Origin of the sequence: Sporosarcina sp. BP05, from assembly GCF_014282005.1 — a bacterium.
GTDB lineage: Bacteria > Bacillota > Bacilli > Bacillales_A > Planococcaceae > Sporosarcina.
The window spans coordinates 1-26,788 of record NZ_JACFTD010000014.1 but is presented as its reverse complement, the minus strand read 5'-3'; the positions used below and the strand labels follow the sequence as shown (position 1 = coordinate 26,788).

Here is a 26,788-nt window from a genome sequence, read left to right as displayed (position 1 = left end):
CAGTAACAATCGGAAAGGATGATTCATCTGACTATAAAACAAGAAATATCTCATACTATAGAAGTTTTAGGCGAACTGACGGCCGAGAGTGAAGAGATTTTAACACCGGAAGCACTGGCGTTTCTACAATCTCTTCATGATAACTTTGACGAGAGACGGAGAGACCTTTTAGCTAACCGTCAACAGCGTCAAAACGCTATCGACAGTGGAATAAAACTGGATTTCTTAGCCGAAACAAAACACATTCGGGATGGGGATTGGACAATTGCCCCCCTCCCGCATGACCTACAGGATAGACGGGTAGAAATTACAGGTCCAGTCGGTCGGAAGATGGTCATCAATGCATTGAATTCAGGCGCAAAAACATTCATGGCTTGCTTTGAGGATGCGACATCACCCACATGGGCCAACATGTTGGAAGGTCAGCTTAATATGAAAGATGCCGTGCGGCGGACGATTGAGTTTGAACAGCATTCCAATGGTAAGACATATAAGTTGAACGATGACACCGCAGTGTTAATGATACGACCGCGCGGATTGCATCTGCTAGAAAAGAATGTCGTGGTTGATGGAGAGCCGATTGCAGGAAGTTTCTTTGACTTCGGACTTTACTTTATTCATAACGCCAAGGAATTAATCACACGCGGATCAGGACCTTACTTTTATTTACCGAAGCTTGAAAGTCATCTGGAAGCAAGGTTGTGGAATGATGTATTTATCTTTGCGCAGCAGCAACTAGGTATTAAGGATGGGACAATTCGGGCGACGGTGTTAATCGAAACAATCGCGGCAGCATTTGAAATGGACGAAATTCTTTATGAACTTCGGGACCATTCAGCAGGCCTTAATTGTGGCCGTTGGGATTATATATTTAGTTATATTAAACGGCTGCGCAATCAACCAAACGTTATTTTGCCAGATCGTGGGCAAGTAACAATGACGTCGCCATTCATGCGGGCTTATACATTGCTTTGTATTCAAACTTGTCATAAGCGCAATGCTCCAGCAGTCGGTGGGATGGCCGCGCAAATCCCGATTAAAAATGACCCGGAAGCAAACGCGGCGGCATTTGGCAAAGTGAGTGAAGATAAACGCCGTGAAGCGACAGACGGTCATGACGGAACATGGGTAGCGCATCCAGGACTCGTCGAAGTTGCGATGGAGCAGTTCAACGAGCATATGCCGACACCGAATCAGATTGACCGGAAGCGGGAAGACGTGAAAGTCATCGCTTCAGACTTGCTTGAAGTCCCTGAAGGAACGATTACGGAACAAGGACTGCGAATGAATTGCAGTGTAGGCGTCCAATATATTGCTTCCTGGTTCAGAGGAAACGGCGCCGCACCTATCAACAATTTGATGGAAGACGCGGCGACAGCTGAAATTTCAAGATCACAAGTATGGCAATGGATCCGTCATCCACAAGGTAAACTTAGCGATGGGCTGGATATTACTGGGGAACTGGTTACAAAAGTATTGCAAGAGGAATTGGAATTAATCAAACAGACTGTTGGTGACACTGCGTTCCGTTCAGGCCGATATACTGAAGCAGCCGAGCTGTTTTCATCCTTGATCGTGCAAGATGACTTCGTTGAGTTTTTGACACTGCCGGGTTATGAATTATTAAATTGAACTACAAATGGAGGTCAAACAATATGAGAGTGGAGGAGATTTATATGCAAACAAACAATAATAGGAAAGAAATGCCCAGAAAGATTTGTCGTGAATGTGGTTGTGAAATAATAGAGCAAGTTGAATCCCCATTGTTCGAGTGCGAGCGGTGTATGGGTTCGAACGAAGAGTGACATAGTAACGGCTCTATTCCTACAAGTGGAATAAAGCCGTTTTTACTTGCTTTGATTAACTATAAGAGGATTTAAGCGACATGTATGGAAGTAGTACTAGAGCTAGAAAGTATATTTTGAAAATAGGTAGGGGGAAATAAAATGCGAAACGAAGAAATGCTACTGATACCTGGACCGACGCCTGTTGTAGATTCCATTTATAATGCGCTGGCGAGTGAAACGAGAGGACATACTGATCCACGGTTTGTTGCGATTTACAAAAATGCTATTGAGCAGACGCGTGAAATGTTGCAAACAGACGGAGAAGTGTTTGTCGTTGCTGGATCAGGAACGATTGCAATGGAAATGGCGCTTGTTAACACGGTCGCAGCTGGGGAAAAGATATTAGTCGTCAGCCAAGGTTACTTCGGGGACCGGTTCATTAAGTTAGGGCAAGCTTTTGGCATAGAAGTGGATGTACTTCAATCGGAATGGGGCAAGCAAGTTACGCCTGAAGAAGTGGAAGCGAAACTTACTGATGGGCATTATAAAGCAGTGACAATTACGCATGCCGACACTTCGACTGGTGTTGCAGCTGATCTCGAAGCACTTGTACCAATCGTGAAAAAGCATGGTGCACTTGTCATTTTAGACGGTGTCTGTGCAACGGCTGCGATGGAAGAAGATATGAGTAAAACATATGGCCATCCGGACTATAAAATTGATGTCATTTTGACAGGTTCTCAAAAAGCGATTGGTGTACCACCGGGATTGGCTATTGTCGCCTTCAATCAAACAGCATTAGCCGCAAGAAAGCAGTTGGAACGCGTTTCCGCTTATTATTGCGATATCTATAATTGGATTCCTGTCATGAACGATCCTTCAAAATATTTTGCAACACCGCCCGTGAACTTGATTTATGCCTATGATGAAGGTATGAGACTCGTACACGCGGAAGGCTTGTCGACTAGAATTGTTCGCCATACTGCATTCGGCAAAGCAGTACGAGCCGCGCTGTCTGAATATGGCATGAAGGCAATTGCCGGTGAAGATGTTGCAGCATCAACATTGAGCTGTATCCTTTATCCAGAGGGAGTCAACGACGCGGAATTCCGCGCAGCACTTGGTAAAAAAGGTGTGATTGTCGCAGGCTCACTTGCTCATTTAGCAGGCAAAGCGTTCCGCATTGGGCATATGGGGAATACAACGGAGGAAATGTTGGAAAAAGCGGTTGAATTAATTGGTGACACCTTGAATGAATTGGGCCATCCAGCTGATTCGGCGAAGGCAGTTGAACGGTTTAAGCAAGAAGTACAAGTGGTTGTTTGAGTAAGGAAATAAAGGGGGCTATCCTTTAATGGATAGTCCTTTTTTTGCTAAAAAAAAGGTTGAGCGATTTTCTAACCCCGCGAACCAATCAAATAACCCTGTCGACCAATTCTATCCTGCTGCGTATAATCACAAAAAAGGGGCGCCCAAAAGCTAAGCAGCTGGGTACCCCTTGCTTATTCAATCTCTCGTGATTTCTTAAAGACGACTAACTCGTAAGGATCGATAGATGTAAATTCACCTATTACTTCCTGTTGCGCTGTGTTCTTTTCAAAATTATTGTTCGCCATAATTCGCCATATTGCCGATGAAGGTAAGCGCAACTGATAGGCTATTTTTGTTGGATTAACATAGATGGCGAAGTCTTCGTTATCGCCAAGTAATATGAAGCCAAAAACAGGAGCCGGTGTGTCTACTATATATAATCTTCTTCTAATCTCTTGTTTAGAAGTCAGGCGAAATACATCATATTTTTTTCGTAGCGCAATCAGCGTTTTAATAAATTCAACATTGTCATTTTCTACTTCTCTTTTCCGCCAATCTAATTGATTGATGCGATCACCGGAAATATAGCTATTCTCATCGCCCTGTTTCGTTCTAAACCATTCTTGACCGGCATGGATAAACGGAATCCCTTGGCTTAATAACGTGATTCCTGAAGCAAGTTGATGCATTTTCTTACGCGTCAAATCGCTGTCTTGCTCATTGCTAAGTAGAAGCCGATCCCATAGTGTATGGTTATCGTGACATTCGACAAAGTTAATTGTTTGGTTCACCTCGTACACAAATGGTGCACCTAATTCTTCTAATGCGGTTCCAGATACGAGATTGTGTAGCCTTTCAACGAAACGACCTTGACCATTTATATAACCAGTATCAAGTTTGTTAAACAACTGCCCCTTAAGTGAATCGCGGAAGTAGTCATTGAAAAATTTGATATCCATTAATTGATTGGCGTGCATGGAAGTAGCTTTCTTTTCGGGAGCTAATGCCGTTGGAAGATCCCAACCTTCACCTAACAACATAATCGGTACTGATTCTTCTTTACAGCGTTCATGAATTTTGTTCATTGTCTCGATATCAATGGCCCCCATTAAATCGAAACGGAATCCATCTACATGATAGTCATTAAGCCAAACATCAATCGTATCTACTATGAATTTCCGCGCCATTGCACGTTCTGTTGCAAAATCATTACCTACCCCAGTTCCATTACTAAGGCTTCCATCACTGTGATACCTGAAGTAATAGCCAGGAACAAGCTTTTCAAAAGGTGATTCTTCCATGATAAAAACATGATTATAAACGACATCAAGGATGACCGCGATATCTTCCTGATGAAACGCTTGAATCATCTCTTTACATTCAATGATTCTTGCCAAGGGGTCATTGGGTGTCACGGAATAACTTCCTTCTGGTACTTGAAAGTATAATGGATCGTAGCCCCAATTATAGTTGTCGTTCGGACTAGTTTCATCTACGCGTGCAAAATCATTAATTGGTAAAAGTTGAACATGCGTGCAACCCAATTCTTTCATATAAGTGAGCGCTGTTGAAAAACCATTTTTAGTTGTTGTAGCTGTTTCTGTCAAACCTAAAAATTTCCCTCGATTAACGATCCCACTTTCTTCTTGAATTGTTGCGTCTCTTACATGTAACTCATAGATAATTGCATCTTGTAAATTTTGAAGTTTTGGTCTGTTTCGTTTGCTGAAATTAGGCAGGTCTGTTTTAGCGGGGTCTATAATCACGCTTTTTTCACTGTTAGCAAGCATAGCTTTCGCATAGGGGTCATTCAAACATGTCGTTTGTCCATTGACGACAATTTCATAATGATAAGCAAAACCATGCCAGTCACCATCTATTTTTAGTTGCCAAAGACCACTTTTTTGTCGATTCACTAAAAAATTACGATTATCTAAATGTACCTTTACAGAAGTAGCCGTCGGGGCCCAAATAGAGAATGTTGTTGCAGAGTCTTCGTAGTCAGTCCCTAATTTGGCTGTCAAATTGCCATAGTGCTGATCAAACCAATCTGTTCGGACGATTGCTCTAGGATAAACAGGGATCTTTGCTGTGCCCCATAAGAGTACAAGACTTTCTCCGATTGGCAGTTCTTCTAAAAGAATGATTCTTACGGTGGAATCAGCGTTTACTTTTTCAACCTTTGTCGAAAAGTACTTCTCTTTTGCTGCCCAATAAATGATGGGTGGTTCTTCCGTGTGCAGCGCTATTGAACTATCGTTCACGATAACGGTTAGCACGTGAACATCATCGATCCAAGCTACATGAGTTTCCACAAAAGTACCCCCTTATTTTGTTTAGATTTAACATACTGGACGTACGGGTGCCAATGTCTCTATTATCATTACCTAAAATCTAACCCTGTAATTTCCATTCATACGTGCTTAATCTTAGTATATGTTCTTCCACCAATTTAAGAAACGTACCTAAACTTTAACCGGAAATCGATATTTGTTGTTCATTGAAGTTATTGTCATCCTATTAAAAGTTTAAACAATATCTGCTTATTTACCATAAATAATCAGTAAATAAAGTAATCAAACCCTAGGCGCTTCTTGTATAGTTGCATTTGGATTGCTTTGGATTAAACGTCTACTATACCATTACCGGGATGTCTGGTTGTGTAGGGATGCGACTTTGTCGCATCTCTACACATTTTTTTCGGTAATCGTAGGGTGGCCCTTTATCCGCCCTGCTCCAAATGGATAAGTATACGTAGTGCTGATGCTTTTTAGGACGAAAGAATAGCTGCTTTCTTACCTGGAGAAAAGCCGCCAAAGATGCAATTTTGGCTGCTGATACTTTCTCTATGGTTTATTCTTTTTTATTTTAAGGAAGTGTTAATATCTACAGGTAAGCACATGATGACAAGCACAATTTTGCTAGAAGTAAGTAAGGAACACATTGTAGAAAATGCAAACGTGCCCGAAATTGTATCTTCGGGCACTTACACCTTCTGTGAAAAGTCATCTATTCTTATTTTCCAAGCAACTGCAATTTTCATTTGAACGTTGTAGGTACACGACAGGCAACTATTCGCAACAGGATTATCGAAAAGGGTGTGGCCAGAAGTGACGAAGTCACTTCTGGCCACACTAGTCCCACGGTAATACTGTCGTGATTAGTTTAGCCGAAAGCGAGCCGGAAACGTACTAGTCCAAATGAAGACTTTTGCGCCTACCTGACCAGTATCTTATGCAAGAAAATGTTTAATCAACAGACAGGGGTTTAATTAATTCACTTAATTTATATATGGAAATGAAGTCAGCGTTAAGTCCTTCATTCGACAAAAACTAACATTAAATTCACAAAAAAAGAAATTTGTAGAACGATTTAAAATTTATTTACATACTAATCTGCTAACATAGAATGTGATATAAGCGATAGCAATAAGGGTTCTACGTAGCATAGGAAACTAGAAAATTACGAACTATGGATAAGCAGTGACATAGAGATTTCACGTCAAGACTTCAGCGCCTCTGAACAGGTGCTTGCACTTTTGTTCTTCCAATTGTAATTGCTTAGGATATGAAAGTTGTGTCATTCCAATACTCAACTATTACAAAGAAGTAAATAATAAATGATCCACGACAAAGAAGAACTAGTCATATTCGTATACCTTCATGAATATAATCTTAATTGGCTCAAGAAAGGAGTCAGCACGATGCATTACGATATTTCAGAACAGGAACTATTTTTATTTCACCAAGGTACTAATTATCATAGTCACCAATTAGTAGGTTGCCATACGATTGAATGGGAAGGTACTCAAGGTTATCGATTTGTAGTGTGGGCACCTAACGCCGAAGAAATCCATGTAGTCGGTGACTTTAATCAATGGAAAGGCAATTTACACCCATTAAAGAGAATCACGAACGAAGGGTTATGGGTTGGTTTTTATACGGACATTCCTGAAAATACCCCTTATAAATATGAAATTGTATCGGAGAATGGTCAGGTGCTATTGAAGGCAGATCCATATGCTCTTCAATCTGAGCTTCGCCCTGAAACGGCATCTTTAACCCCGATGCTATCCGTATATGAGTGGAGCGATACTGATTGGCAAGAAGAAAAGAAAACGTTTGATGTGTATACATCACCAGTATCGATTTATGAAGTTCATCTAGGCTCTTGGAAAAAAGACGTAGACGGTGAATTTTATTCATATCGCGAACTTGCTGATCAATTGATTCCTTATGTGAAATCGCTCGGCTATACACATATTGAATTACTTCCACTTGCAGAGCATCCATTTGATTTGTCATGGGGTTATCAAATAACTGGGTATTTTTCTGTCACGTCGCGTTATGGTCCACGTGATGAATTTAAATATTTTGTTGATCAATGCCATCAACACAACATCGGAGTCATTATGGACTGGGTTCCTGGTCATTTTTGTAAGGATGATTTTGCACTTCGTCAATTTGATGGGGAGCCATTATATGAATATGCCGATCCCCGAAAAGCTGAAAAAAAGTTGTGGGGAACATTAACCTTCGACTTTGGGCGACCAGAAGTACAAAGTTTTTTAATCTCCAATGCGCTTTTTTGGCTAGAAGAATACCATATCGATGGGATTCGTGTAGATGCAGTAGCTAGTATGCTCTATCTTAACTTCGATAAATCAGAAGACAAGGATAAAATCTACAATTCATACGGTGGAGATGAAAATCTTGAAGCATATGCCTTTATTCGCAAATTAAATGAAGTTATTTTTTCATATGAGCCAGGCGTAATGATGATGGCTGAAGACAGTTCAGATTTACCACTTGTTACGGCGCCTACACATGTAGGAGGGCTTGGTTTTAATTTCAAATGGAATATGGGCTGGATGAACGACACGCTTACATATTTGGAAGCTGATCCATTTCACCGTAAATGGCACCACAATTTACTTACGTTTTCATTTATGTATACACATACGGAAAATTTTCTACTACCGCTGTCACACGATGAGGTCGTTCATGGTAAAAAATCATTGCTTGATAAAATGCCTGGTGACCAGTGGCAACAGTTTGCAAATCTTAGATTGCTATATGGCTATATGATGGCGCACCCTGGTAAAAAGTTATTATTCATGGGAGGCGAGCTAGCGCAGTACGCTGAATGGAAGGATCAAGAACAATTGGATTGGCATCTACTGGAGTATCCACTTCATAAAGCGATGTTTAACTATGTCAAAGCGCTCAATCATTTCTATCTAGAATATCCAGAACTTTATGAATTAGATCATGATTCTGAAGGGTTTGAGTGGATTGATCCTCATAATATCAATCAAAGTGTGATTGCTTTTCGGAGACGTAGTACAAGTCCAGGGGAAGAACTAATTATTGTCTGCAATTTCACACCGGATGTCCTTTTTGACTATAAAATCGGTGTGCCAAGGGCCGGGACTTATCACGAAGTTTTTAATTCCGATGCTGTTCAATTCGGGGGATCTGGACAAGTAAACGATGCTAACCACTTTAGCATCCCGCAAAAATGGCACACATTATCACAGCATATAAAAATAAAGGTACCACCTTTAGCTATTACTATTTTCAAATGCAAACTAATACCGGAATTCATCGAGGAGGCTAATTAATGAAGAATTGTGTAGGCATGTTATTGGCTGGCGGAGAAGGAAAACGTTTAGGAGAATTAACGAAAAACTTAGCGAAACCAGCGGTGCACTTCGGTGGTAAGTATCGGATTATTGACTTCACGTTAAGTAATTGTACAAATTCTGGGATTCATACATTGGGCGTGATGACTCAATATTCACCGCTCGAATTAAATAAACATATTGGGAATGGAAAACCGTGGAACTTGAATCGGCAAAATACGGGTGTGACGATACTGTCCCCTTATACAGCGAAAGAAGGAGGAAACTGGTATTCTGGCACGGCCGATGCAATCTATCAAAATATTCATTTTATCGATCGGCATGACCCAGAATATGTCCTTGTCATTTCGGGTGATCATATTTATCAAATGGATTACGCAGCAATGTTGGAAGATCATAAAAAAACGGGCGCTGATGTCACCATTTCTGCAATCCCAGTGAGTTGGGAAGAAGCATCACGGTTTGGAATTTTGAATACGACCGAGAACATGCGCATCTACGAATTTGATGAAAAACCGCAAAAACCAAAAAATAATTTAGCATCTATGGGCGTTTATATATTTTCCTGGGCATTGTTAAGAGCCTATTTAGTGGAAGATGCTGCAAATAGTCACTCCAGTCATGATTTCGGAAAGGATATTATTCCAGCGATGGTTACTGATAATCTTCGCTTGTATGCTTATCGTTTCGAAGGGTATTGGAAGGACGTCGGTACAATTGAAAGCTATTGGGAAGCCAATATGGACCTACTTGATGAAGATTGGAGTCTCTTGTTAAATAATGCGAACTGGAGAATCTACACCAATGAAACGAACATACCCCCGGAATATATCGGGGAAACTGCAGTTGTAAAGCATTCATTGATCAATTCTGGTTGTCGGGTGTGTGGAACAGTTGACAGTTCTGTATTATTTGAAAATGTAGTGATTCACCCTGATAGCATGATTAAGCAATCAATTTTGTACCCAGGCGTAGAGGTGGGTAAGAACTCGATTTTAGAACGAGTGATTGTAATGGAAAATACAAAGATACCTGAAGGAACACATATTAGCATCGGTCTTACTGAAGAGCCGCTCGTCATCAATCAAGAAACACTTGAGGAGATTTTAGCGTTAAGTTATTAGGCTAAGCAATAGAAGCACAAATTGAACTTTTCAATGAAAGAATGTCGTGAACATTGGAACTATAGTTCTCAGTTGGACTAGTACGTTTCCGGTCCGCTTTCGGCCAAACTAATCACGACAGGTTTGGGGAGGAATTGAAGTACATTCCTCACCGACCTTGATCATCCTGTTGCGATTAGTTGCCTGTCGCGTACCTACAACGTTCAAGTGAAAGTTGCAGTTGCTTGGAATAGTAGAATAGATGACCTTTCATAGAAGTTATAAGTGCCCGAAGATGCAATTTCGGGCACGCTTGCACTTTCTACAATGCGTTCCTAACTTACTTTTTAACCAAGGGTACGCTCGGGATCATGTAATTCCCTATAGAAAGTGTCACTACCTAAAATTAAAAATGGAAAAAATCATAAAGAAGGAGTGAGCAGCCAAAATTGCATCTTTGGCGGCCTTTATCCAGATAAGAAGCCAACTATTCTTTCGTCCCAAAAAACTTTAGCACTTCGTGTACCTGTAACTTTGGAGAGCGACGGACGAACGGCCACTATACAATTAACGAAAAAGCTGCGTAGGAAATCGCGGTAAGTGTATAGGAGTCGATCAGTCTAAAGCAATCCGAAAGCACCTGCACATAGGGCGCCTTGTGTTTTATCACAAAAGTAAGCTGCTTGGCTAAGGGTGGGGGTATCCCTGAGTGCCGCAGTGGATTTGAAGGGAATAGTTATTTTAACTTAGCTAGACAATTTAAGGGGGAAAAATAGATGAACACAATGATGGGCCTTATTAATCTGGAACACGAGCATCATTTTTTTCATGAATTAACTTATTTTCGTAGTGGTGCCTCAATTCCATTTGCAGGTCGTTATCGCTTGATTGATTTTCCGCTTTCCAATATGGGAAATTCGAATGTAGAGTCAGTAGCGATTTTTACCCGCAATAAATATAGATCCCTAATGGATCATCTTCAAACAGGGGATAGCTGGGAGATGGATGAGCGCAATGGAGGTTTGTTTATTCTTCCACCGGACTGGAACGATCCATCCGATATTTCAAAAGGCGATCTAAGTTTTTTCCATAATAACCGTGATTATTTTGATCGTGGAAAATCTTCCTATGTGCTGGTTAGCGGAAGTCAATTTATAACAAATACGAGTTATCAAGATGCGTTTAAGAGTCATCTTGCAAATAAAGCAGATATAACGCTGATCTCTACTCATGTCGAGACGTTAAATACTGAACATGATTCTGCTTTTCGTATTGAAGCAGACGAAGATGGCCGGGTTACTACTATCACGAATGATAAGCAGAATAACAACCTTTTCACGGGTGTTTATATTATAAACAAAGACTTATTAATGACGTTAGTTGATCAATGTATCGCACACCACCAAGATCACTTTTTTGTCCATGGCATTAAAGAGAATCTTGCTACGTTAAAGGTTCAAACTTATAACAACGATGGTTACGGTGTGTTTATCAATTCAATCGAGAGTTATTATCGTCATAATATGAACCTATTATCCGAGGAGAATTATCAGGAACTGTTTTATAAACAACCGTTTATTAGGACAAAGGTTGGGAATCAGCCACCTACGAAATATCGTAATGAAGCGAGTGTCAAAAAGTCAATTCTAGCAAATGGTTGTATTATTGCTGGCGAGGTAGAGGGTAGTGTGTTGTTTCGGGGTGTAACCGTAGAAGAAGGAGCCACGATAAAAAACTCCATTATTATGCAGCGATGTACGATTGAAGCAGGTGTCTATTTGGAGAATGTGATATTAGATAAAGACGTTCATGTGACCGCCAATCAAAAATTAATCGGGTCGAAGGATAAACCATATGTCGTTGCAAAAAGACAAGTTATGTAAAATAAGAAATCGTTGGTTGGAAAGGGAAGATTTCATATGAGAAACGTATTATTTGTAGCTTCGGAATGTACTCCTTTTATTAAAACTGGTGGATTAGCAGATGTGATCGGGTCACTTCCACAAGCATTGAAAGCGAACCAACGAATCGAGGTGCGAGTGATTCTTCCACTTTATGATGAAATACCGGAAGAGTGGCGAAATCAAATGGAGTATCATATGAGCTTCAATGTACCGCTTGGGTGGCGTAATTCGGAAGCAAGTCTTTATTCTTTAAACTATAATAATATTATTTATTACTTCGTTTCAAATGAGTATTATTTCACCCGTAAAGGGGTATACGGGTATTATGATGACGGTGAAAGGTTTTTGTTTTTTAGTCGTGCTGTTATTGAAGCATTAACCCATCTAGACTTTAAACCGGACGTACTCCACGCACATGATTGGCAAGCGGGTATGGCTGTTGCTCTTGCTAAAATACTTCAGCCAATCGCTGATATGAAAACGGTCATGACAATTCATAATATTAAGTACCAAGGCATGATGCCAATCGACATATTTGAGGATTTCTTTGATATGTCACGGGAGCATATTGGTGGTTTTGAATGGAATGGGATGTTGAACTGTTTGAAAAGCGGTTTGTTTCATGCCGATAAAATCACAACCGTTAGTCCTAGTTATGGAGAAGAAATAAAAGACCCTTACTATGGTGAAGAACTTCACCCATTTCTCTTGGAACGGTCCGCTGATTTAAGCGGTGTGCTTAATGGTATTGATACTAAAGATTATAATCCTCAAACAGATCCGGCAATTGCAGTTAACTTCCGCTCTTCGAGGGCTAAAAAGAAGGAAAATAAAATGATGATTCAAGAGAAACTAGGATTGCCGATTGCCGCTGAAAAGCCGCTCTATATTATTATCACTCGGCTTGTTGAACAAAAAGGCTTGCATCTTGTTCAACATATTTTAGATGATTTTCTCCACGAAGATGTTCAATTCATTATCTTAGGAACCGGTGATGAAGAATTTGAAACGTATTTTACAGAAGCAGCTGAAAGTCATCCGAATAAACTTGTGACCTTGTTGGCTTTTGATGAAGCATTAGCGCGACAATTATATGCAAGTGCTGATTTCTTTGTCATGCCATCAAAGTTTGAACCTTGTGGATTAGCCCAACTCATTGCCTTACAATACAAAACGGTACCAATTGTGCGGGAGACGGGGGGACTGAAGGATACAGTTCAATCGTTTAACGAACTAACTGGTGAAGGAAATGGATTTAGTTTTACGAATTACAATGCGGATGATTTATTAGCTACCTTACGCTATTCGTTACGAATTTATCATGATCCTCTACAGTGGTCTGTAGTGGTTAAGAATGTGAATAAAAGTCAGTTCAGCTGGCAGGATTCAGCTCGGGAGTATGCAACTATTTATGACCAGTTAATGACAATAAACGTATAGGGGGTAGATCCTTGCTTGAACTAACTGTGGATGGATTTAAAGAACGGATCATAAGTAAATTACAAACAGACCAAAGAAAAGAAGTAGCGGATGCGACCGGTAAAGATATGTATTATGTGATTGCTTCAATTGTCAATGAGGAGATCCTACCTCATTGGCAATTGACTCAAAAAAAATATATCGAGAAAAGTTGTAAACAAGTTTATTATTTATCGATGGAGTTTTTAGTTGGCAGTTTACTCGAAAGTAACCTGCTTAATTGTGGGATGCTTGAACAGTCAAATGAGGCGCTGAAGCAGTTAGGATTTGACCCTGATACTATATATGCCCAAGAACATGATGCCGGTTTAGGGAATGGCGGGTTAGGTCGATTAGCAGCTTGTTTTCTTGATTCATTAGCTTCCCTTAAATATCCTGGACATGGTTTCGGAATAAGATATCGTTACGGATTATTCGAACAACGAATTATCAATGGTAACCAGATTGAACTTCCGGATTATTGGTTAAAGGATCAGTACGCTTGGGAAACGCGAAAAGAGGACGAAGCCATTTGCATTCATTATCACGGAAACGTACATATGTTTCAGCGAAATGATGGCAATATCGAATTTAAACATGAAAATACAGATAAGGTCATGGCGATACCTTATGATATTCCTATAGTTGGCTATAAAAATGAAGTGATCAATACACTTCGTCTTTGGAGTGCAGAATCAGTTGGTCAAGACCTAGATGACTCACATTTTTACCATGATCTAGATCATAAGCATTCGATTGAGCAAATTTCAGGGTATTTATATCCGGACGATTCGAAGTATGAAGGAAAAGAGTTGCGCTTAAAGCAACAGTATTTCCTTGTTTCTTCCAGTATACAAAATATCATTAACGACTTTAAAAAGAATCATCAAAAATCGTTAAAGTATTTACCTGAAAAAGTGGTTATTCAAGTGAATGATACGCACCCAACTTTAGCAATCCCTGAGCTCATGAGAATTCTTATGGATGAAGAGCACTTCAGTTGGGACAGTGCCTGGGATGTAACGACAAAAGTAATTGCCTACACGAATCATACGACATTGAGTGAAGCGCTTGAAACCTGGCCAAAAGGAATGATGGAGCATCTACTTCCGCGTATTTATATGATTATTGATGAAATCAACGAGCGTTTTTGTAAAGGACTCTGGTTTGATCATCAAGAGCTTAGGGAGAAGATTCCGGAGCTAGCCATCATCGCTGATGAGCAAATTCACATGGCGCGGCTTGCAATTGTGGGTAGCTTCAGTGTGAATGGTGTTGCGCAAATTCATACGGATATTTTAAAGAAAAAGGAAATGAAGAACTTTTATGAACTTTTCCCAGATCGTTTTAATAATAAGACGAACGGAATCACCCATCGCCGTTGGCTGTTGCAAGCAAATCCGAAATTGTCGGAACTTATAACAGAGTCAATTGGTCCGCAGTGGATACAGCGCCCCAAACAGCTTATCAGCTTATTAAAGTATTCCAAGGATGCTTCATTTTTAGAGAAATTTAGTCAAGTGAAGCATGAAAATAAGCGAGTATTAGCTAACCTCATTCATGAGCGCACGGGTATTTTAGTGGATGATCAATCAATTTTTGATGTGCAAATTAAACGGCTTCATGAATACAAACGTCAATTGCTTAACATTTTCCACATTATTTATTTATACAATGAATTGAAAGAAAATCCAAATCTGAATATGATTCCACGCACATTTATTTTCGGAGCAAAGGCCGCACCGAGCTACCATTTAGCGAAAGAAGTAATTAAGCTTATTAATAAGGTGGCCTCGATTGTAAATCATGATGCGGGTATTCAAGGTAAGCTGAAAGTTGTTTTTTTAGAAAACTATAATGTCAGCCTCGCTGAAAAAATCATACCGGCAGCCGATATTAGTGAACAGATATCAACTGCGAGTAAGGAAGCATCAGGTACTGGCAACATGAAAATGATGATGAACGGCGCTTTAACAATAGGTACGCTAGATGGTGCAAATGTTGAAATTAAAGAAGCCGTTGGCAATGAAAATATTTTCATTTTCGGTTTAACAGCGGATGAAGTATTGAATTACTATCAACATGGCGGTTATAATGCTATGGATATTTACAATACGGACGACAGGGTTAGCCGGATTTTAGATCAATTAAATCACGGTGAGTTTGGATCGCATGAAATTGAGTTTAAAGATATTTATTACAATCTTTTATCCCAAAATGATCCTTATTTTGTCTTAAAAGATTTTGAGCCTTATCTTGAAACCCAAGAGCTAGTGGAGCAGACGTACCGTGATAAATTATCCTGGCTCCATAAGAGTGTTACGAATGTCGCTCATTCAGGAAAGTTCTCCAGCGACAGGACAATTCAAGATTATGCGACAGAGATCTGGAAATTGAAAAAACAGGTTTGAAGTGAACGGAAAGCAACCTTAATCGTAGTGTAAAGGGAGTTCAAAACTAAGCTGATTCATTACTAAACATTTTGTCGAATTAACTAAATAACCCATACAAAAAATCCTGTAAGAAGTGAATTTACTTCTTACAGGATTTTTTCAATTCATGTCTTCTGTTAAGCTTTTCGACCGAAATTGACGAATCCACACAAGCAACATGATTTCGACAATAAAGAACACAATCGCCATGAACATCCTACTTGGCATCCAAACTTCTTTCTTCACTTTTTACGCGCACGGCTACATCCGGATTATCTGTAAACACTCCATCAGCACCCATTTTCATAAGTTTTCGGATCAATTTTTTATCATTAACGGTAAAGGGATGGACATCCAATCCTTCTTTATGCATTGATTTGATGAACTTTTTCGTCACCGAATCCACGTTGACACCTACACCTGATGCATATTTTTTAAGTTGTTGCACTTTCTTCTTTGAAAGACGGGCTTCTTTGTCGAATGAATATAACTTTATAAGCGGAATGGAAGGTTCCATGGCGAATATAGCCTTCAAACTATTTTCGTTGAATGATTGAATGATCACTTTTGGTATCACATCATCACCACTTAGAAGGTTATTTTCTCGAAGTAGATGTAGCAGGTCTTTTTCAATACCCGGATACGCATTGGGTGATTTCATCTCGATATAATAGTTGACTGAGTCGCCGAAATGGAGAAGGATGTCCTCTAATTCTACAACGCGTAATTGTTTATAAATAGGAGAAGCATATCGGGGATTCCTTTCGTTAAATTCCTCACCGGGCATATAAAGTTGAAGTTCATTAAATGTCACATCAGCAATGGCTTGTTCTGTGTCTTGAAATGTTAAATAGGAATCGTGCATCGCAACAAGTTTTCTATCTCTTGTCATGTGTACATCAAGTTCGATGTAGTCTGACCCCATTTGAACAGCTAACTCATAGGCGACTATCGTGTGAGGAGGTGCATAGGCGGATGCCCCACGGTGGGCGATGACGAGGAAGTCATCAGGTAAAGACGCACGTTCAACAGTGGGCTTCGTAGAACCAGATGACAGTAAAAGTACTAGAAGCACCACCAATACTCTTTTCATCGCAGTCACTCCTTATTTAATCTGCAAATGTAAATGTTTGTAAAGATTTCATCAACAATGAAGGGAATAGCGTCTATTTATCGAAAGGTATAGCAGAGAGTTGTACTTATCGCCTTTTAAAAAGATTAGGAAGTATTAGCTTTTCACCTGGAGCGGTGTCTAGACTCCAGGCGCCAACCCCTCGGAGGCTCACAGGATGTGAGTCAAGCAGCCATTGCCGCAGGACGCGGCGAAATTAGGCTGTGATCCTTGAAAGCCATTTTGCTGTGGGGGCGAAGTACGCCTCCTCGTGCCTGCAAGGAGGCAGGTATGCAGTTGTTGCGACAGGACGTCGCGCTCTTAGACTGCCTTCTTCCTTACTTATGCCTGTCGGGGCTGGACGGCGCCTTGTGCTTTTCTTAATTAATGGAAAGGGATTGAGTTTGTGAAAAAAGTGGAGCTTATTAATTTGTCAAAGTCATACGATAAACAGGTAGATGTTATCTCAAATATAAACGTAACCATTGAGCCTGGCGAGTTTTTTGTCCTTGTCGGTCCATCCGGTTGTGGGAAGAGTACGATGCTCAGGATGATTGCGGGCCTTGAGACTATTACCAGTGGCACGCTTAAAATTGGTGATCAGGTTGCCAATCACTTATCACCGGATAAGCGTGACCTTTCAATGGTATTCCAAAACTATGCGCTTTATCCACATTTGACAGTTCAGCAAAATATTACGTTTGGGCTGGACGTGAAAAAAGTGAAGAAAGCGACTCAGCAAGAAAGAGCGGCTGAAGTGGCGGAAACGTTGGGGCTCACCGATTATTTAAAAAGAAAACCACGTGAACTGTCAGGCGGTCAGCGTCAGCGAGTTGCGCTTGCCCGTGCAATTGTGAGTGAATCGCCAATTTGCCTTATGGATGAACCGTTATCCAATTTGGATGCGAAGTTGCGGGCTCATATGCGTACGGAAATCAGACGGATCCAGCGTAAGCTAGGTATTACCATGATTTATGTGACGCATGACCAAGTTGAGGCGATGACGATGGGTGACCGTATTATGATTCTTCATGAAGGGGAAATCCAACAAGTCGGAAAACCAATTGATATTTACAATAATCCAGCCAATCCATTTGTAGCTACCTTCATCGGTTCACCGCCAATGAATTTAGCGTATTCCGATGCCGATAAAAAAGCGTCAGAAATTGTCATCGGAGATATACTGCGTTTGCCGGTACCGTCAAATGAAATCATTACTATTCCCGAGTATCAACTTATTGCCGGTATCCGCCCGGAACATTTACGACCCGCCTTAAAAGAGTCGCCAGAAGAGGACAAGTTGTATGTCGTCGTAACGAACGTTGAAGTTTTAGGCAATGAAACTGTGTTTTCATTTAAATTGGGTACTAATGAATGGAAGGCAAAATGGAGTGGACAATGGCATATCGAGATTGGAGATTCGATTCCAATCCTTATTGACTACGGTGCGTTCTGTCTCTTTGAAGCAAGAACTGGAGACTTAATCAAAAAGTCGACGGACCTTGGAAACGTCGTGTTCGGCAAAGAGGTGCTCGTATGACTTCGCTTGAAAAGCCTGGAATCTGGAAAAAGACGGCGAATGGCAGAACTGCGCTTCTTTATTTATTGCCATCGATTCTCCTCTTTTCAGTGTTTGTCTTTTATCCAATGTTTAGAACAATTTACTTAAGTTTTTTCTTAACTGACCAAAATGGAGATGCCGCGATATGGGTTGGCTTTGAAAACTATAGTTATTTACTAGAGTCCACTGCATTTATCAACAGTATGAAAGCAACCGGGTTATTTGTCTTATACACAGTACCCATTGGCATCGTCTTGGCGCTATTTTTCGCCTTGTTAGCGAATGAAAAACTGAAGGGAATTGGATTCTTTCGAACAGTGTATTCGTCGACAATGGGCATTTCCGTAGCCGCTTCATCCGTCATCTGGTTATTCATGTTTAATCCGAGTATGGGGATGTTCAATCGGCTACTGAGCTTGTTGAATTTACCACAAATCCAGTGGTTGCTTGATCCGCAGTGGGCACTTCTATCCGTCTCCATTTCGACGATTTGGATGAATATCGGCTTTTCGTTTCTCATTTTACTTGGAGGGTTACAAAATATTGATGAACATCTCTATGAAAGTTCCAGGATCGATGGAGCAGGATATTTTTACCGGTTGCGCCGGATTACACTTCCGATGTTGTCGCCAACTTTGTTTTTCATCATTACCATTTCACTCATTAATGCGTTCCAATCGTTCGGCCAGATTGATATTTTGACGCAAGGCGGTCCGTCGGCGTCGACGAATCTTATCGTTTACTCCATTTACCGTGAAGCCTTCATCAATTATCAGTTTGGAACGGCGAGTGCGCAGGCGGTCACTTTGTTTATCATTATTTTGGTTGTGACTATTCTTCAATTCAAACTGGGGGAAAGGAGGGTCCATTACCAATGACAACAAGCCTTCCTAAAAAGATTTGGATCTACTTCCTGCTAATTAGTACGTCATTTCTTGTATTCTTTCCAGTTATGTATGCGTTTTTGATTTCATTTATGACAGGGCCCGAACTATTGCAGGGGAAGTTTCTGCCGCAATCATTTAGTTTGGATAACTATATTAAAGTGTTTGATAGGTTGCCATTGTTGAATTACTTATTGAACAGTTTCATCGTTTCCGTAAGCGTCATGCTTGGGCAACTAGCGGTGTGTAGTCTTGCTGCTTATGCGTTTGTTTTCATCCACTTTAAGGGACGCGATTTCATCTTTTTCCTTTTCATATCGACAATGATGATCCCGTGGGAAGCAACAATGATTCCAAATAAATTCACTATCCAAAAACTCGATTGGCTAAATACGTATCAAGGGTTGACGCTACCATTTTTTGCACTGGCATTTGGGACGTTCCTACTGCGACAACATTTCAAAACGATTCCGAAAGAGTTGCACGAAGCGTCTCAAATCGCAGGGTTAAGTAAATTCGCCTTTTTCCGGCGTGTGATCCTGCCTGTCTCTAAAACGAGTCTTGTCACGTTAGGTGCATATGGCTTTTTGACGACTTGGAATATGTATTTATGGCCGTTGCTTATTACGACAAATAAATCCGTGCGAACCGTTCAAATTGGCTTAAAGCAATTGCAGTCGCAAGAAACAGGAACAGAATGGGGGGTGGTTATGGCAGGCGTTATCGTAGTCATTATTCCGACATTGTTATTGCTGTTTCTCGGACAGAAGCAGTTGCAGAAAGGTTTATCTCAAGGAGCTTTGAAATAAGGTTCACTACTATATCAAAGGGGTGCTTACTATGATAAAACTATTGAAATCATCAATTTTCTGGCTTCTTATTTTGAGTTTGGCAGTTCTGACAGCGTGTACGAACAGTGATAATGCTACAAAAGAAGATGAGAAGGAAACACCCAAACCAGGTGCTAGTGAAGGAACAGTATCAGAGGACGCGATAGTATCCATTGAATTTTGGCATGCGATGTCTGGTACAGGGCAGGAATCACTCGATTCAATCGTTAAGGGTTTTAATGACTCACAAGATAAGTATGAAGTGGTTGCTGAGTTCCAAGGGACTTATGAAGAATCACTGACAAAACTACGTGGTGTCGGCGGTACAAAAGACGCGCCAGCCATTACGCAGGTATTCGAAGTCGGTACAAAGTATATGATTGACAGCGGATATATTGAGCCGATACAGTCATTCATCGATAAAGATAATTATGATTTATCGCAGCTTGAAGAAAATATTCTAAATTACTATAAAGTCGACGGTGAGCTCTATTCGATGCCATTCAACTCATCGACTCCAGTAATGGTCTACAACAAAGATGCGTTCAAGGAAGCAGGGCTTGACCCTGAAAAAGCACCCGAAACGTTTTCAGACGTAATCAATGCGGCAGCAAGACTGAAAAAGGGTGAGATGTATGGATTCTCCATGTTGACGTATGGGTGGTTTTTCGAACAGCTCGTTGCAACGCAAGGCGGATTATATGTCAATGAAGACAATGGACGTTCAGGAGACGCAACAGAAGCACTCTTTAACGGACCAGAAGGACTTAATGTCTTTGACTTTTTGGATACAATGAATAAAGCGGGTACATTCGGTAACTTCGGAACGAACTGGGATGATATCCGCGCAGCATTCGCATCCGGAAAAGTTGCCATGTATATGGATTCATCAGCAGGAGTAGCGGGTGCCATCACGACAGCGCCATTTGACGTAGGTGTTGCCTATATCCCATATGCGGATGAAGTGAAGCGAAACGGTGTTGTAATTGGTGGTGCTTCGCTTTGGATGTCCAAAGGCATCGCTGAAAAAGAACAAGAAGCGGCATGGGCGTTCATGAAATATTTAACAACGCCAGAAGTGCAGGCACAATGGCATTTGGATACAGGCTATTTCGCCATTAACCCAAAAGCCTATGATGAAGAGAATGTAAAAGAGAAGTGGGCGGAATTCCCGCAGTACAAAGTAACGGTAGATCAGTTGCAAGACACGGTACCAGGCCTTGCGACACAAGGTGCGCTAATTTCAGTCTTCCCGGAATCACGCCAGCAGATTGTCACTGCGTTGGAAGACCTTTATCAAGGGAAAGACCCAAAAGAAGTACTTGATAAGGCGGCTGAAGCAACAAATCGTGCAATGGAGATTGCCAACAAAACGAAGAAATAGAATCATAATAGGTAAGCCCCTATTTGCGTAATGCGAATAGGGGTATTCCGTATGTCGAATTAGCTCTCGTTGGAATTGTGAGAGAAGGCAACGCTTCGGCACAAGTAGACATCGTATCGCAAAACTGAAACAACCTACAACCCCAAATGTGCCCCCAATACCTTTGACACCTCGACCAGTTCCTCGTCATCCAACAGATAATACCAGATTCCATTCATCTTTTGACCATTCCCATCTTGGAAGTGAAGCTGTTCCACTTTACCTAAAGCAGAACAATATTTTTTTTGAACATCTGTCATTTCATCGAATGTCATGTTTGTCCGAACATTATTGCCAAGTGCATTAAAAATACCTTAATAGTTCATAAGGTCCATTAAAGAGGCACCTTTACGTAAAACGCCTTCGATGATTTTCATTTGTCTGTTCTGTTTACCGAAATCACCACTAGGATTCTCATACTTCATCCGAACTTAAATGAGGGCAACTTCTCCATCCAATTGGATCTCCGCTTTAGGGAATACATGATCATCTACATGGAAATCGAGTTCATTCTCGATCGAAATGCCACCGACAGCGTCGACAATGCTTTCAATCCCTTCCATATTAATGGTCGCACTATAATCAATTGGGATGCCACGGCCATTGACTTTCCCCAAAATGCATAGGCATGATTGATTTTATCATTAGTGTTCAGACCAACTTATCTTGTTAGTCATATGCAATCTCCTTAGTTAACCACTTTTGTATAATTCGATATATGCAAGTAGTGGCGTTGTATTCATCCATAGGAAAAGTCGTTGATCCACTAAGTAGTCTGAATTGGTATAAAAGTAGTGCTATTATACCTTAATAGCTATATAATCTAAATAGGATAAAAGATCGTGGGGGAAAATGATGAAATTTACTGTAGCGAGAAAATTATGGGCGGGTTTTTCGACAATTTTGGTATTACTTGTAATTGTAGGCGTGATAGGTTTATTGACGTCTATTCGTCTAAACTCGGATTATACCTTTTTACTAGATGACCGTGTAAAAAAAGTTGAGTTAGTAGATGAATTCATCTTAAAGCACAACGAAATTCAAGATGATGTGCGAGGCTTTATGTTATTCAAGGATGATTCACTTTTGGAGACACGTACAGAACATGTAAATCGTTACAATGAATTGTACGACAAATTGCACGTTATTCTACTTAATAAAGACCATCAGATGTTATTGGATGAACTTGAAGTGGCTCGAACAAAATATTTAAATCTGCAAAATGAAATTGTATTAAATGTCCAAGATGGAAAAGATCACAAAGCATCAGCACTTGGGCGGGCATCTGCCAATGTTGGCTCGCTTGTCTTGGAAAATGCAAAGATTATCAAAGAGGGACAATACAAGGCATTAGAGGAAACGCGAACTGAATTGAAAGGTTTAGTGGCCGTTTCGAAACTACTTATTATCGGTACGATTATTTTTGCAACGATTGCTGGTATCATAATTTCCTTATTAATCAGTCGCAATATCTCGCGTCCAGTACGCGTTGTGACAGAGGGCTTGAATGAAATCGCGGCAGGGAATTTGACGATTGATTTACTAGTGGTTAGCAACAAAGATGAAATTGGAGATATGGCGGCAGCGTTCAATAAAATGGGGACAGATGTCGCGAATATGGTTCGTAAAATCAACGTTTCAGCTGCTCAATTAGCAGTTCAGTCAGAAGAATTATCAGCGAGTTCCGAAGAAAGTATGGCCTCTTCAGAAATGGTTGCCAAGACCGCTGAAAATCAGCTGATCGGCAGTGAACAGCAGCAGAGGATTATCGGACAGTCTAGTTCATCTATGGAAGAACTATCATTAGGCGTTGCTGAAATTGCGACGAATAATGAAGAAATGCTACAGGCGGCAGAAACCGTAGCGAACCTCGTTACGACAGGATCGAGTGTAGTTGGGGAAATGTCAAATCAGATGTCGACGATCCATTCAACAATCCATGAGTCTTCCAAAATTATGGAGGAAATGGCACAGCATTCGAATGAAATTCAAAAAGTCACGACGCTCATTACGACGATTGCGGAGCAAACGAATTTATTAGCACTTAATGCAGCGATCGAAGCTGCACGTGCAGGGGAATACGGTAAAGGTTTTGCGGTTGTAGCAGAGGAAGTCCGGAAATTGGCAGAACAGTCGAAGACGTCTGCCTCGGAAATCGGTAAGATGGTAAGTATGATTCAAAATGCCTCGAAACGGGCCGTCACTTCCATTACGGCAGGAAATGGGCGAGTAGATAGCGGTATCGCAGCAACCGAGCAGTCACGTCTAGTTTTTGAAGAAATTCAACAAGCAGTCGGGGATGTTGCCGCTAAAGTCGAAACGGTTTCTGCGGCAATTGAGGAAATCCAGGCGATGGCAGAAGACGTGAGCCATGGTGCTAACGAAATTGAACAGTTGAGTGGTGAAGCTGCTGCTGCTGCAGGCGATACAAGCGCAGCAACGGAAGAACAGCTAGCGGTCAATCAGGAAATTTCATCAAGTGCACAAACATTATCGAAACTTGCTGAAGATCTTCAAGTGGAAATGAAGCATTTCAGAGTGTAATAGTAAAATAGAAATAGCGAAAGCGAACAACTAGTCTTCGGACATGTTGTTCGCTTTTTTGCTTAGCACTATATAAAACTCCCGTGAGTAGTTTTCCGAAAGCGAGCCGGAAACGTACTCGTCCAATTGAAGAATTTTACGCCTACCTTATCAGTATCTTAGGCAAGAAAATGGCTAATCAACAGACGTGCTAATAAATAATTATACTTAAATTTTTAGATTAAAAAACCGGATGTTCCATTTAAGGAACATCCGGTAATAAGAAATTAGTTATTGAGACGATCAGTGAATTTCTTGAACTGACTTGCAGTAACTTTATCATTTAGACCAAAATTACCATCGCCATAACCGGTTGTAATTTCATTGTGATAAAGAATGTTAATATATTCACTTGCCCAATGATCTTTTGGAACATCTTTGAAGGAAGTTTCTGTAGACCCTTTAAGATTGAATGCTCCTACAAGTACTTTAGCAAGTTGCGCACGTGTCATTTCACTACTAGGATCAAATTTACCGTTATTACCAGAGAAGATACCTGCATCTGACACTGCAATGATGGCATCATGTTGTGGATGATCTGCAGCTACATCAGAATAAGAAGAGTGAGTGCTCGTTTTTTCCAAATCCAGTTCTTGGACAAGTATCTCAGCAATTTCAGCACGAGATGCGTATGTAACAGCCTTTTTAACTGCAGTTGGTGTATCAACCGATGCGACGAGAGTGCCAGGCGTGAAATCATTTACTCGTCTCGCGCCGATATAACGGCTGCCCCAGTAAGCAGGGTCGTTTATTGATGAAATCATGACGCCCTTGCTTGAAGAAGAGTGGATGAATTTGCCGGAACCAATGTAAATTCCATCATGTGAAACTCCACTTCCGCTTGTATTGAAGAATACAATGTCGCCTGTTTTCAAATCACTTTTTGCAACGGATGTTCCCGTAGCATACTGTTGGTCAGTCGTTCTAGGAATGGATATCCCTTGTTTTTTAAATACGAATTGCGTATATCCTGAGCAGTCGAAACCGGAAGTGGTTGTCCCTCCGTATGAATAAGGTGTACCTATATATGATTGAGCTGTGTTTACAAGATTAGTTGCAGAATTTGCCGATGCCATGGACGGGATGGACGTTGAAAATAGTATACTTGCAAAAACTAATAATAAAAGACGTTTCATTAGGTTCTCAAAATCCCCTTTCGCACATATAATAGAGTGTGCTTTATCTGTCAATATCTTAGCATAGCTAAACCTCTAATTAGGTTACAGTTACATTACAATAGCATTACAACGCTTTCATTTTATTCATAAGTAGTCGTGAAACGCCATTTGACAGGATTCTATTCTATCAAATGGTGTATTTGTTATGGGAAGTAAATAGTATTAGATTGCAGTATTGGCTGTCGGGAGGTCGAATGTCAGAGGATATGCTATAATTATTGAATCTAAATATAGGTCTTACTAGTTAGGTTATTGAAAGATGGGGTTGAGAACTGAAATGAGAAAAATAGTCGTATTCAGCAATATGTATCCATCAACGCAACATCCAACATACGGTCTTTTTGTGAAAAATCAGGTTGGCCTTCTTCAGTCTGCTGGTCTTGATATCGATGTGGTTGCTATTGAGAGTCCTGGAAAAGGGAAAATCCAGGCATTAAAAAAATATACGACATGGTTTTGCCATTCTATTTTATACATGATGAAAAATCGTAAGCATGTATCCTTAACACATGCGCATTATGCGTTTCCAACAGGAATCATTTCATTGATTGGGAAAAAAGTGTTTGGTATTCCCTATGTTGTGACTGTTCACGGTGGAGATATCGATAAGATGGCGGCAAAGAGTCAGCGCATTGCCGACATGACAAAAAAAATCTTACAACAAGCGGAATCGGTCATTGTTGTCGGCGACAAACTTCGGGAAGATGTGATAAATAACTTCGAAGTTCCGGAAACGAATGTGCATGTCATGAGTATGGGTGTCGATACATCCGTTTTTAACTATGTAGCTAAAGTAGAAGCGAGGGAAAGTCTCGCCCTTCCTATAGAAGAGAAAATATTGATCTTTGTCGGAAATGTGATTCAAGCGAAAGGCCTTCTTGAACTTGTCGAAGCATTTGATTCACTGAAAATGTCCTTCCCTGATAGTTCGTTGTATGTAATTGGTTCGCAGAAAGACGGTCAATTTGTCGAAGAGTTACGGTCGTTCATCCGAGAAAAGGATGTTGAAGATATTCATTTCAAAGAGCCTCTTGGTCAAGCCGATTTGGCGCTTTGGATGTCTGCGGCTGATGCGCTTGTACTCCCTTCCTATCATGAAGGGTTCGGATTGGTTGCACTCGAGGCAATGTCGGCTGGAACGAAAGTAGTCGCAACGAACGTTGGAGGGCTTTCTTATTTGTTGAAAGACCGTGCAGGAATTCTGGTTGAGCCGAAAGATCCGGATTCATTGGCGAAAGGTTTATGGACTGCACTGGATGAGAATTCTACTGTCATCGATGAAGTAGTAGTGCAGGCGAAAATAGCGCAGCATTCATATAAGTCGATTTTAGAGGACTTATTGTCGATTTATCGTTCAGCCGTGAAGGGGCAGGTTGATCAAAACGAGTAAAATGATGAAGATTATCGGTGCTGTTGCGGTTATCTATTTGATGATTGACACGTATGGTGTTTCAGCAATAGCATACGGTACGGTTATTAGTGCCGCGGTGAACTTCGTGCTGCTCGCTATTTATGAAAGAGTGAAGTGGGCGTTATAATTTACTATAGTAATGGAGTTGCCCTGGAATATATGGGGCAA

At 40.7% G+C, this 26,788-nt stretch carries 18 protein-coding genes; 14 read left to right on the top strand and 4 right to left on the bottom strand.

Annotated features, from left to right (window positions below; all coding sequences use genetic code 11):
- Nucleotides 1–18: 18 nt before the first annotated feature.
- The gene (gene aceB, locus H2672_RS14405; protein ID WP_186672527.1) at nucleotides 19–1,632 is read left to right on the top strand and encodes a malate synthase A; all 1,614 of its coding nucleotides are present in this window, start codon (nucleotides 19–21) and stop codon (nucleotides 1,630–1,632) included.
- Between the two features lie 314 nt (nucleotides 1,633–1,946).
- A complete protein-coding gene (locus H2672_RS14400; RefSeq protein ID WP_186672525.1) occupies nucleotides 1,947–3,113 on the top strand; it encodes a pyridoxal-phosphate-dependent aminotransferase family protein in 1,167 nt (388 codons plus the stop codon).
- A gap of 176 nt (nucleotides 3,114–3,289) precedes the next feature.
- On the opposite strand, the gene pulA is transcribed toward H2672_RS14400, so the two are convergent.
- Nucleotides 3,290–5,413, bottom strand: coding sequence for a type I pullulanase (pulA, locus tag H2672_RS14395; RefSeq protein ID WP_186672524.1), 2,124 nt, complete (start codon nucleotides 5,411–5,413; stop codon nucleotides 3,290–3,292).
- A 1,388-nt stretch (nucleotides 5,414–6,801) separates the two neighbouring features.
- Here pulA and glgB point away from each other — a divergent pair.
- The 5 genes from glgB (at nucleotide 6,802) to H2672_RS14370 (ending at nucleotide 15,618) form a co-directional block, all read left to right on the top strand.
- Nucleotides 6,802–8,721 (top strand): 1,4-alpha-glucan branching protein GlgB, encoded by a 1,920-nt coding sequence (gene glgB / locus H2672_RS14390; RefSeq protein WP_186672523.1) that lies wholly within the window; start codon nucleotides 6,802–6,804, stop codon nucleotides 8,719–8,721.
- Entirely contained in the window at nucleotides 8,721–9,866 is a 1,146-nt protein-coding gene (locus H2672_RS14385) for a glucose-1-phosphate adenylyltransferase (protein ID WP_186672522.1), read from the top strand. Before glgB ends, H2672_RS14385 begins: the two co-directional genes overlap by 1 nt.
- Nucleotides 9,867–10,621: 755 nt before the next feature.
- Complete coding sequence (gene glgD, locus H2672_RS14380) at nucleotides 10,622–11,728, top strand: glucose-1-phosphate adenylyltransferase subunit GlgD (RefSeq protein WP_186672521.1); 1,107 nt, start codon at nucleotides 10,622–10,624, stop codon at nucleotides 11,726–11,728.
- Nucleotides 11,729–11,764: 36 nt separating this feature from the next.
- Nucleotides 11,765–13,189: a glycogen synthase GlgA gene (gene glgA / locus H2672_RS14375; RefSeq protein WP_186672520.1), complete on the top strand. Its 1,425-nt coding sequence runs from the start codon at nucleotides 11,765–11,767 to the stop codon at nucleotides 13,187–13,189.
- Nucleotides 13,190–13,200: 11 nt separating this feature from the next.
- Nucleotides 13,201–15,618 (top strand): glycogen/starch/alpha-glucan phosphorylase, encoded by a 2,418-nt coding sequence (locus H2672_RS14370; protein ID WP_186672519.1) that lies wholly within the window; start codon nucleotides 13,201–13,203, stop codon nucleotides 15,616–15,618.
- Nucleotides 15,619–15,856: 238 nt separating this feature from the next.
- On the opposite strand, the gene H2672_RS14365 is transcribed toward H2672_RS14370, so the two are convergent.
- Nucleotides 15,857–16,732, bottom strand: a complete 876-nt coding sequence (locus tag H2672_RS14365) for a glycerophosphodiester phosphodiesterase family protein (protein WP_186672517.1) — start codon at nucleotides 16,730–16,732, stop codon at nucleotides 15,857–15,859.
- Nucleotides 16,733–17,156: 424 nt separating this feature from the next.
- Between H2672_RS14365 and H2672_RS14360 the strand changes: the two genes are divergently transcribed.
- Genes H2672_RS14360 through H2672_RS14345 form a run of 4 tightly spaced genes read left to right on the top strand, consistent with a single transcriptional unit; the run spans nucleotide 17,157 to nucleotide 21,409 of the window.
- Nucleotides 17,157–18,290: an ABC transporter ATP-binding protein gene (locus tag H2672_RS14360; RefSeq protein ID WP_186672515.1), complete on the top strand. Its 1,134-nt coding sequence runs from the start codon at nucleotides 17,157–17,159 to the stop codon at nucleotides 18,288–18,290.
- Nucleotides 18,287–19,189, top strand: a complete 903-nt coding sequence (locus H2672_RS14355) for a carbohydrate ABC transporter permease (RefSeq protein ID WP_186672514.1) — start codon at nucleotides 18,287–18,289, stop codon at nucleotides 19,187–19,189. Before H2672_RS14360 ends, H2672_RS14355 begins: the two co-directional genes overlap by 4 nt.
- Entirely contained in the window at nucleotides 19,186–20,004 is an 819-nt protein-coding gene (locus H2672_RS14350) for a carbohydrate ABC transporter permease (protein WP_186672513.1), read from the top strand. Before H2672_RS14355 ends, H2672_RS14350 begins: the two co-directional genes overlap by 4 nt.
- Before the next feature lie 31 nt (nucleotides 20,005–20,035).
- Nucleotides 20,036–21,409 (top strand): ABC transporter substrate-binding protein, encoded by a 1,374-nt coding sequence (locus tag H2672_RS14345; RefSeq protein ID WP_186672512.1) that lies wholly within the window; start codon nucleotides 20,036–20,038, stop codon nucleotides 21,407–21,409.
- A 470-nt stretch (nucleotides 21,410–21,879) separates the two neighbouring features.
- Here the strand turns inward: H2672_RS14345 and H2672_RS14340 are convergent, their stop codons facing one another.
- Nucleotides 21,880–22,065 carry an LCP family glycopolymer transferase gene (locus H2672_RS14340; protein ID WP_186672511.1) on the bottom strand — a complete coding sequence of 62 codons (186 nt, stop codon included), beginning with the start codon at nucleotides 22,063–22,065 and terminating at the stop codon, nucleotides 21,880–21,882.
- A 238-nt stretch (nucleotides 22,066–22,303) separates the two neighbouring features.
- On the opposite strand from H2672_RS14340, the gene H2672_RS14335 reads away from it, so the two are divergent.
- Nucleotides 22,304–23,992, top strand: coding sequence for a methyl-accepting chemotaxis protein (locus H2672_RS14335; RefSeq protein WP_186672510.1), 1,689 nt, complete (start codon nucleotides 22,304–22,306; stop codon nucleotides 23,990–23,992).
- A gap of 266 nt (nucleotides 23,993–24,258) precedes the next feature.
- Here H2672_RS14335 and H2672_RS14330 read toward each other — a convergent pair whose 3' ends face one another.
- Nucleotides 24,259–25,167 (bottom strand): C40 family peptidase, encoded by a 909-nt coding sequence (locus H2672_RS14330; RefSeq protein ID WP_186672509.1) that lies wholly within the window; start codon nucleotides 25,165–25,167, stop codon nucleotides 24,259–24,261.
- Between the two features lie 319 nt (nucleotides 25,168–25,486).
- On the opposite strand from H2672_RS14330, the gene H2672_RS14325 reads away from it, so the two are divergent.
- Together H2672_RS14325 and H2672_RS14320 are read left to right on the top strand one after the other, a co-directional pair.
- Nucleotides 25,487–26,599 (top strand): glycosyltransferase, encoded by a 1,113-nt coding sequence (locus H2672_RS14325; protein ID WP_186672507.1) that lies wholly within the window; start codon nucleotides 25,487–25,489, stop codon nucleotides 26,597–26,599.
- Nucleotides 26,583–26,747, top strand: a complete 165-nt coding sequence (locus tag H2672_RS14320) for a hypothetical protein (RefSeq protein WP_186672505.1) — start codon at nucleotides 26,583–26,585, stop codon at nucleotides 26,745–26,747. The genes H2672_RS14325 and H2672_RS14320 overlap by 17 nt, the downstream gene beginning before the upstream one ends.
- Nucleotides 26,748–26,788: the final 41 nt, after the last annotated feature.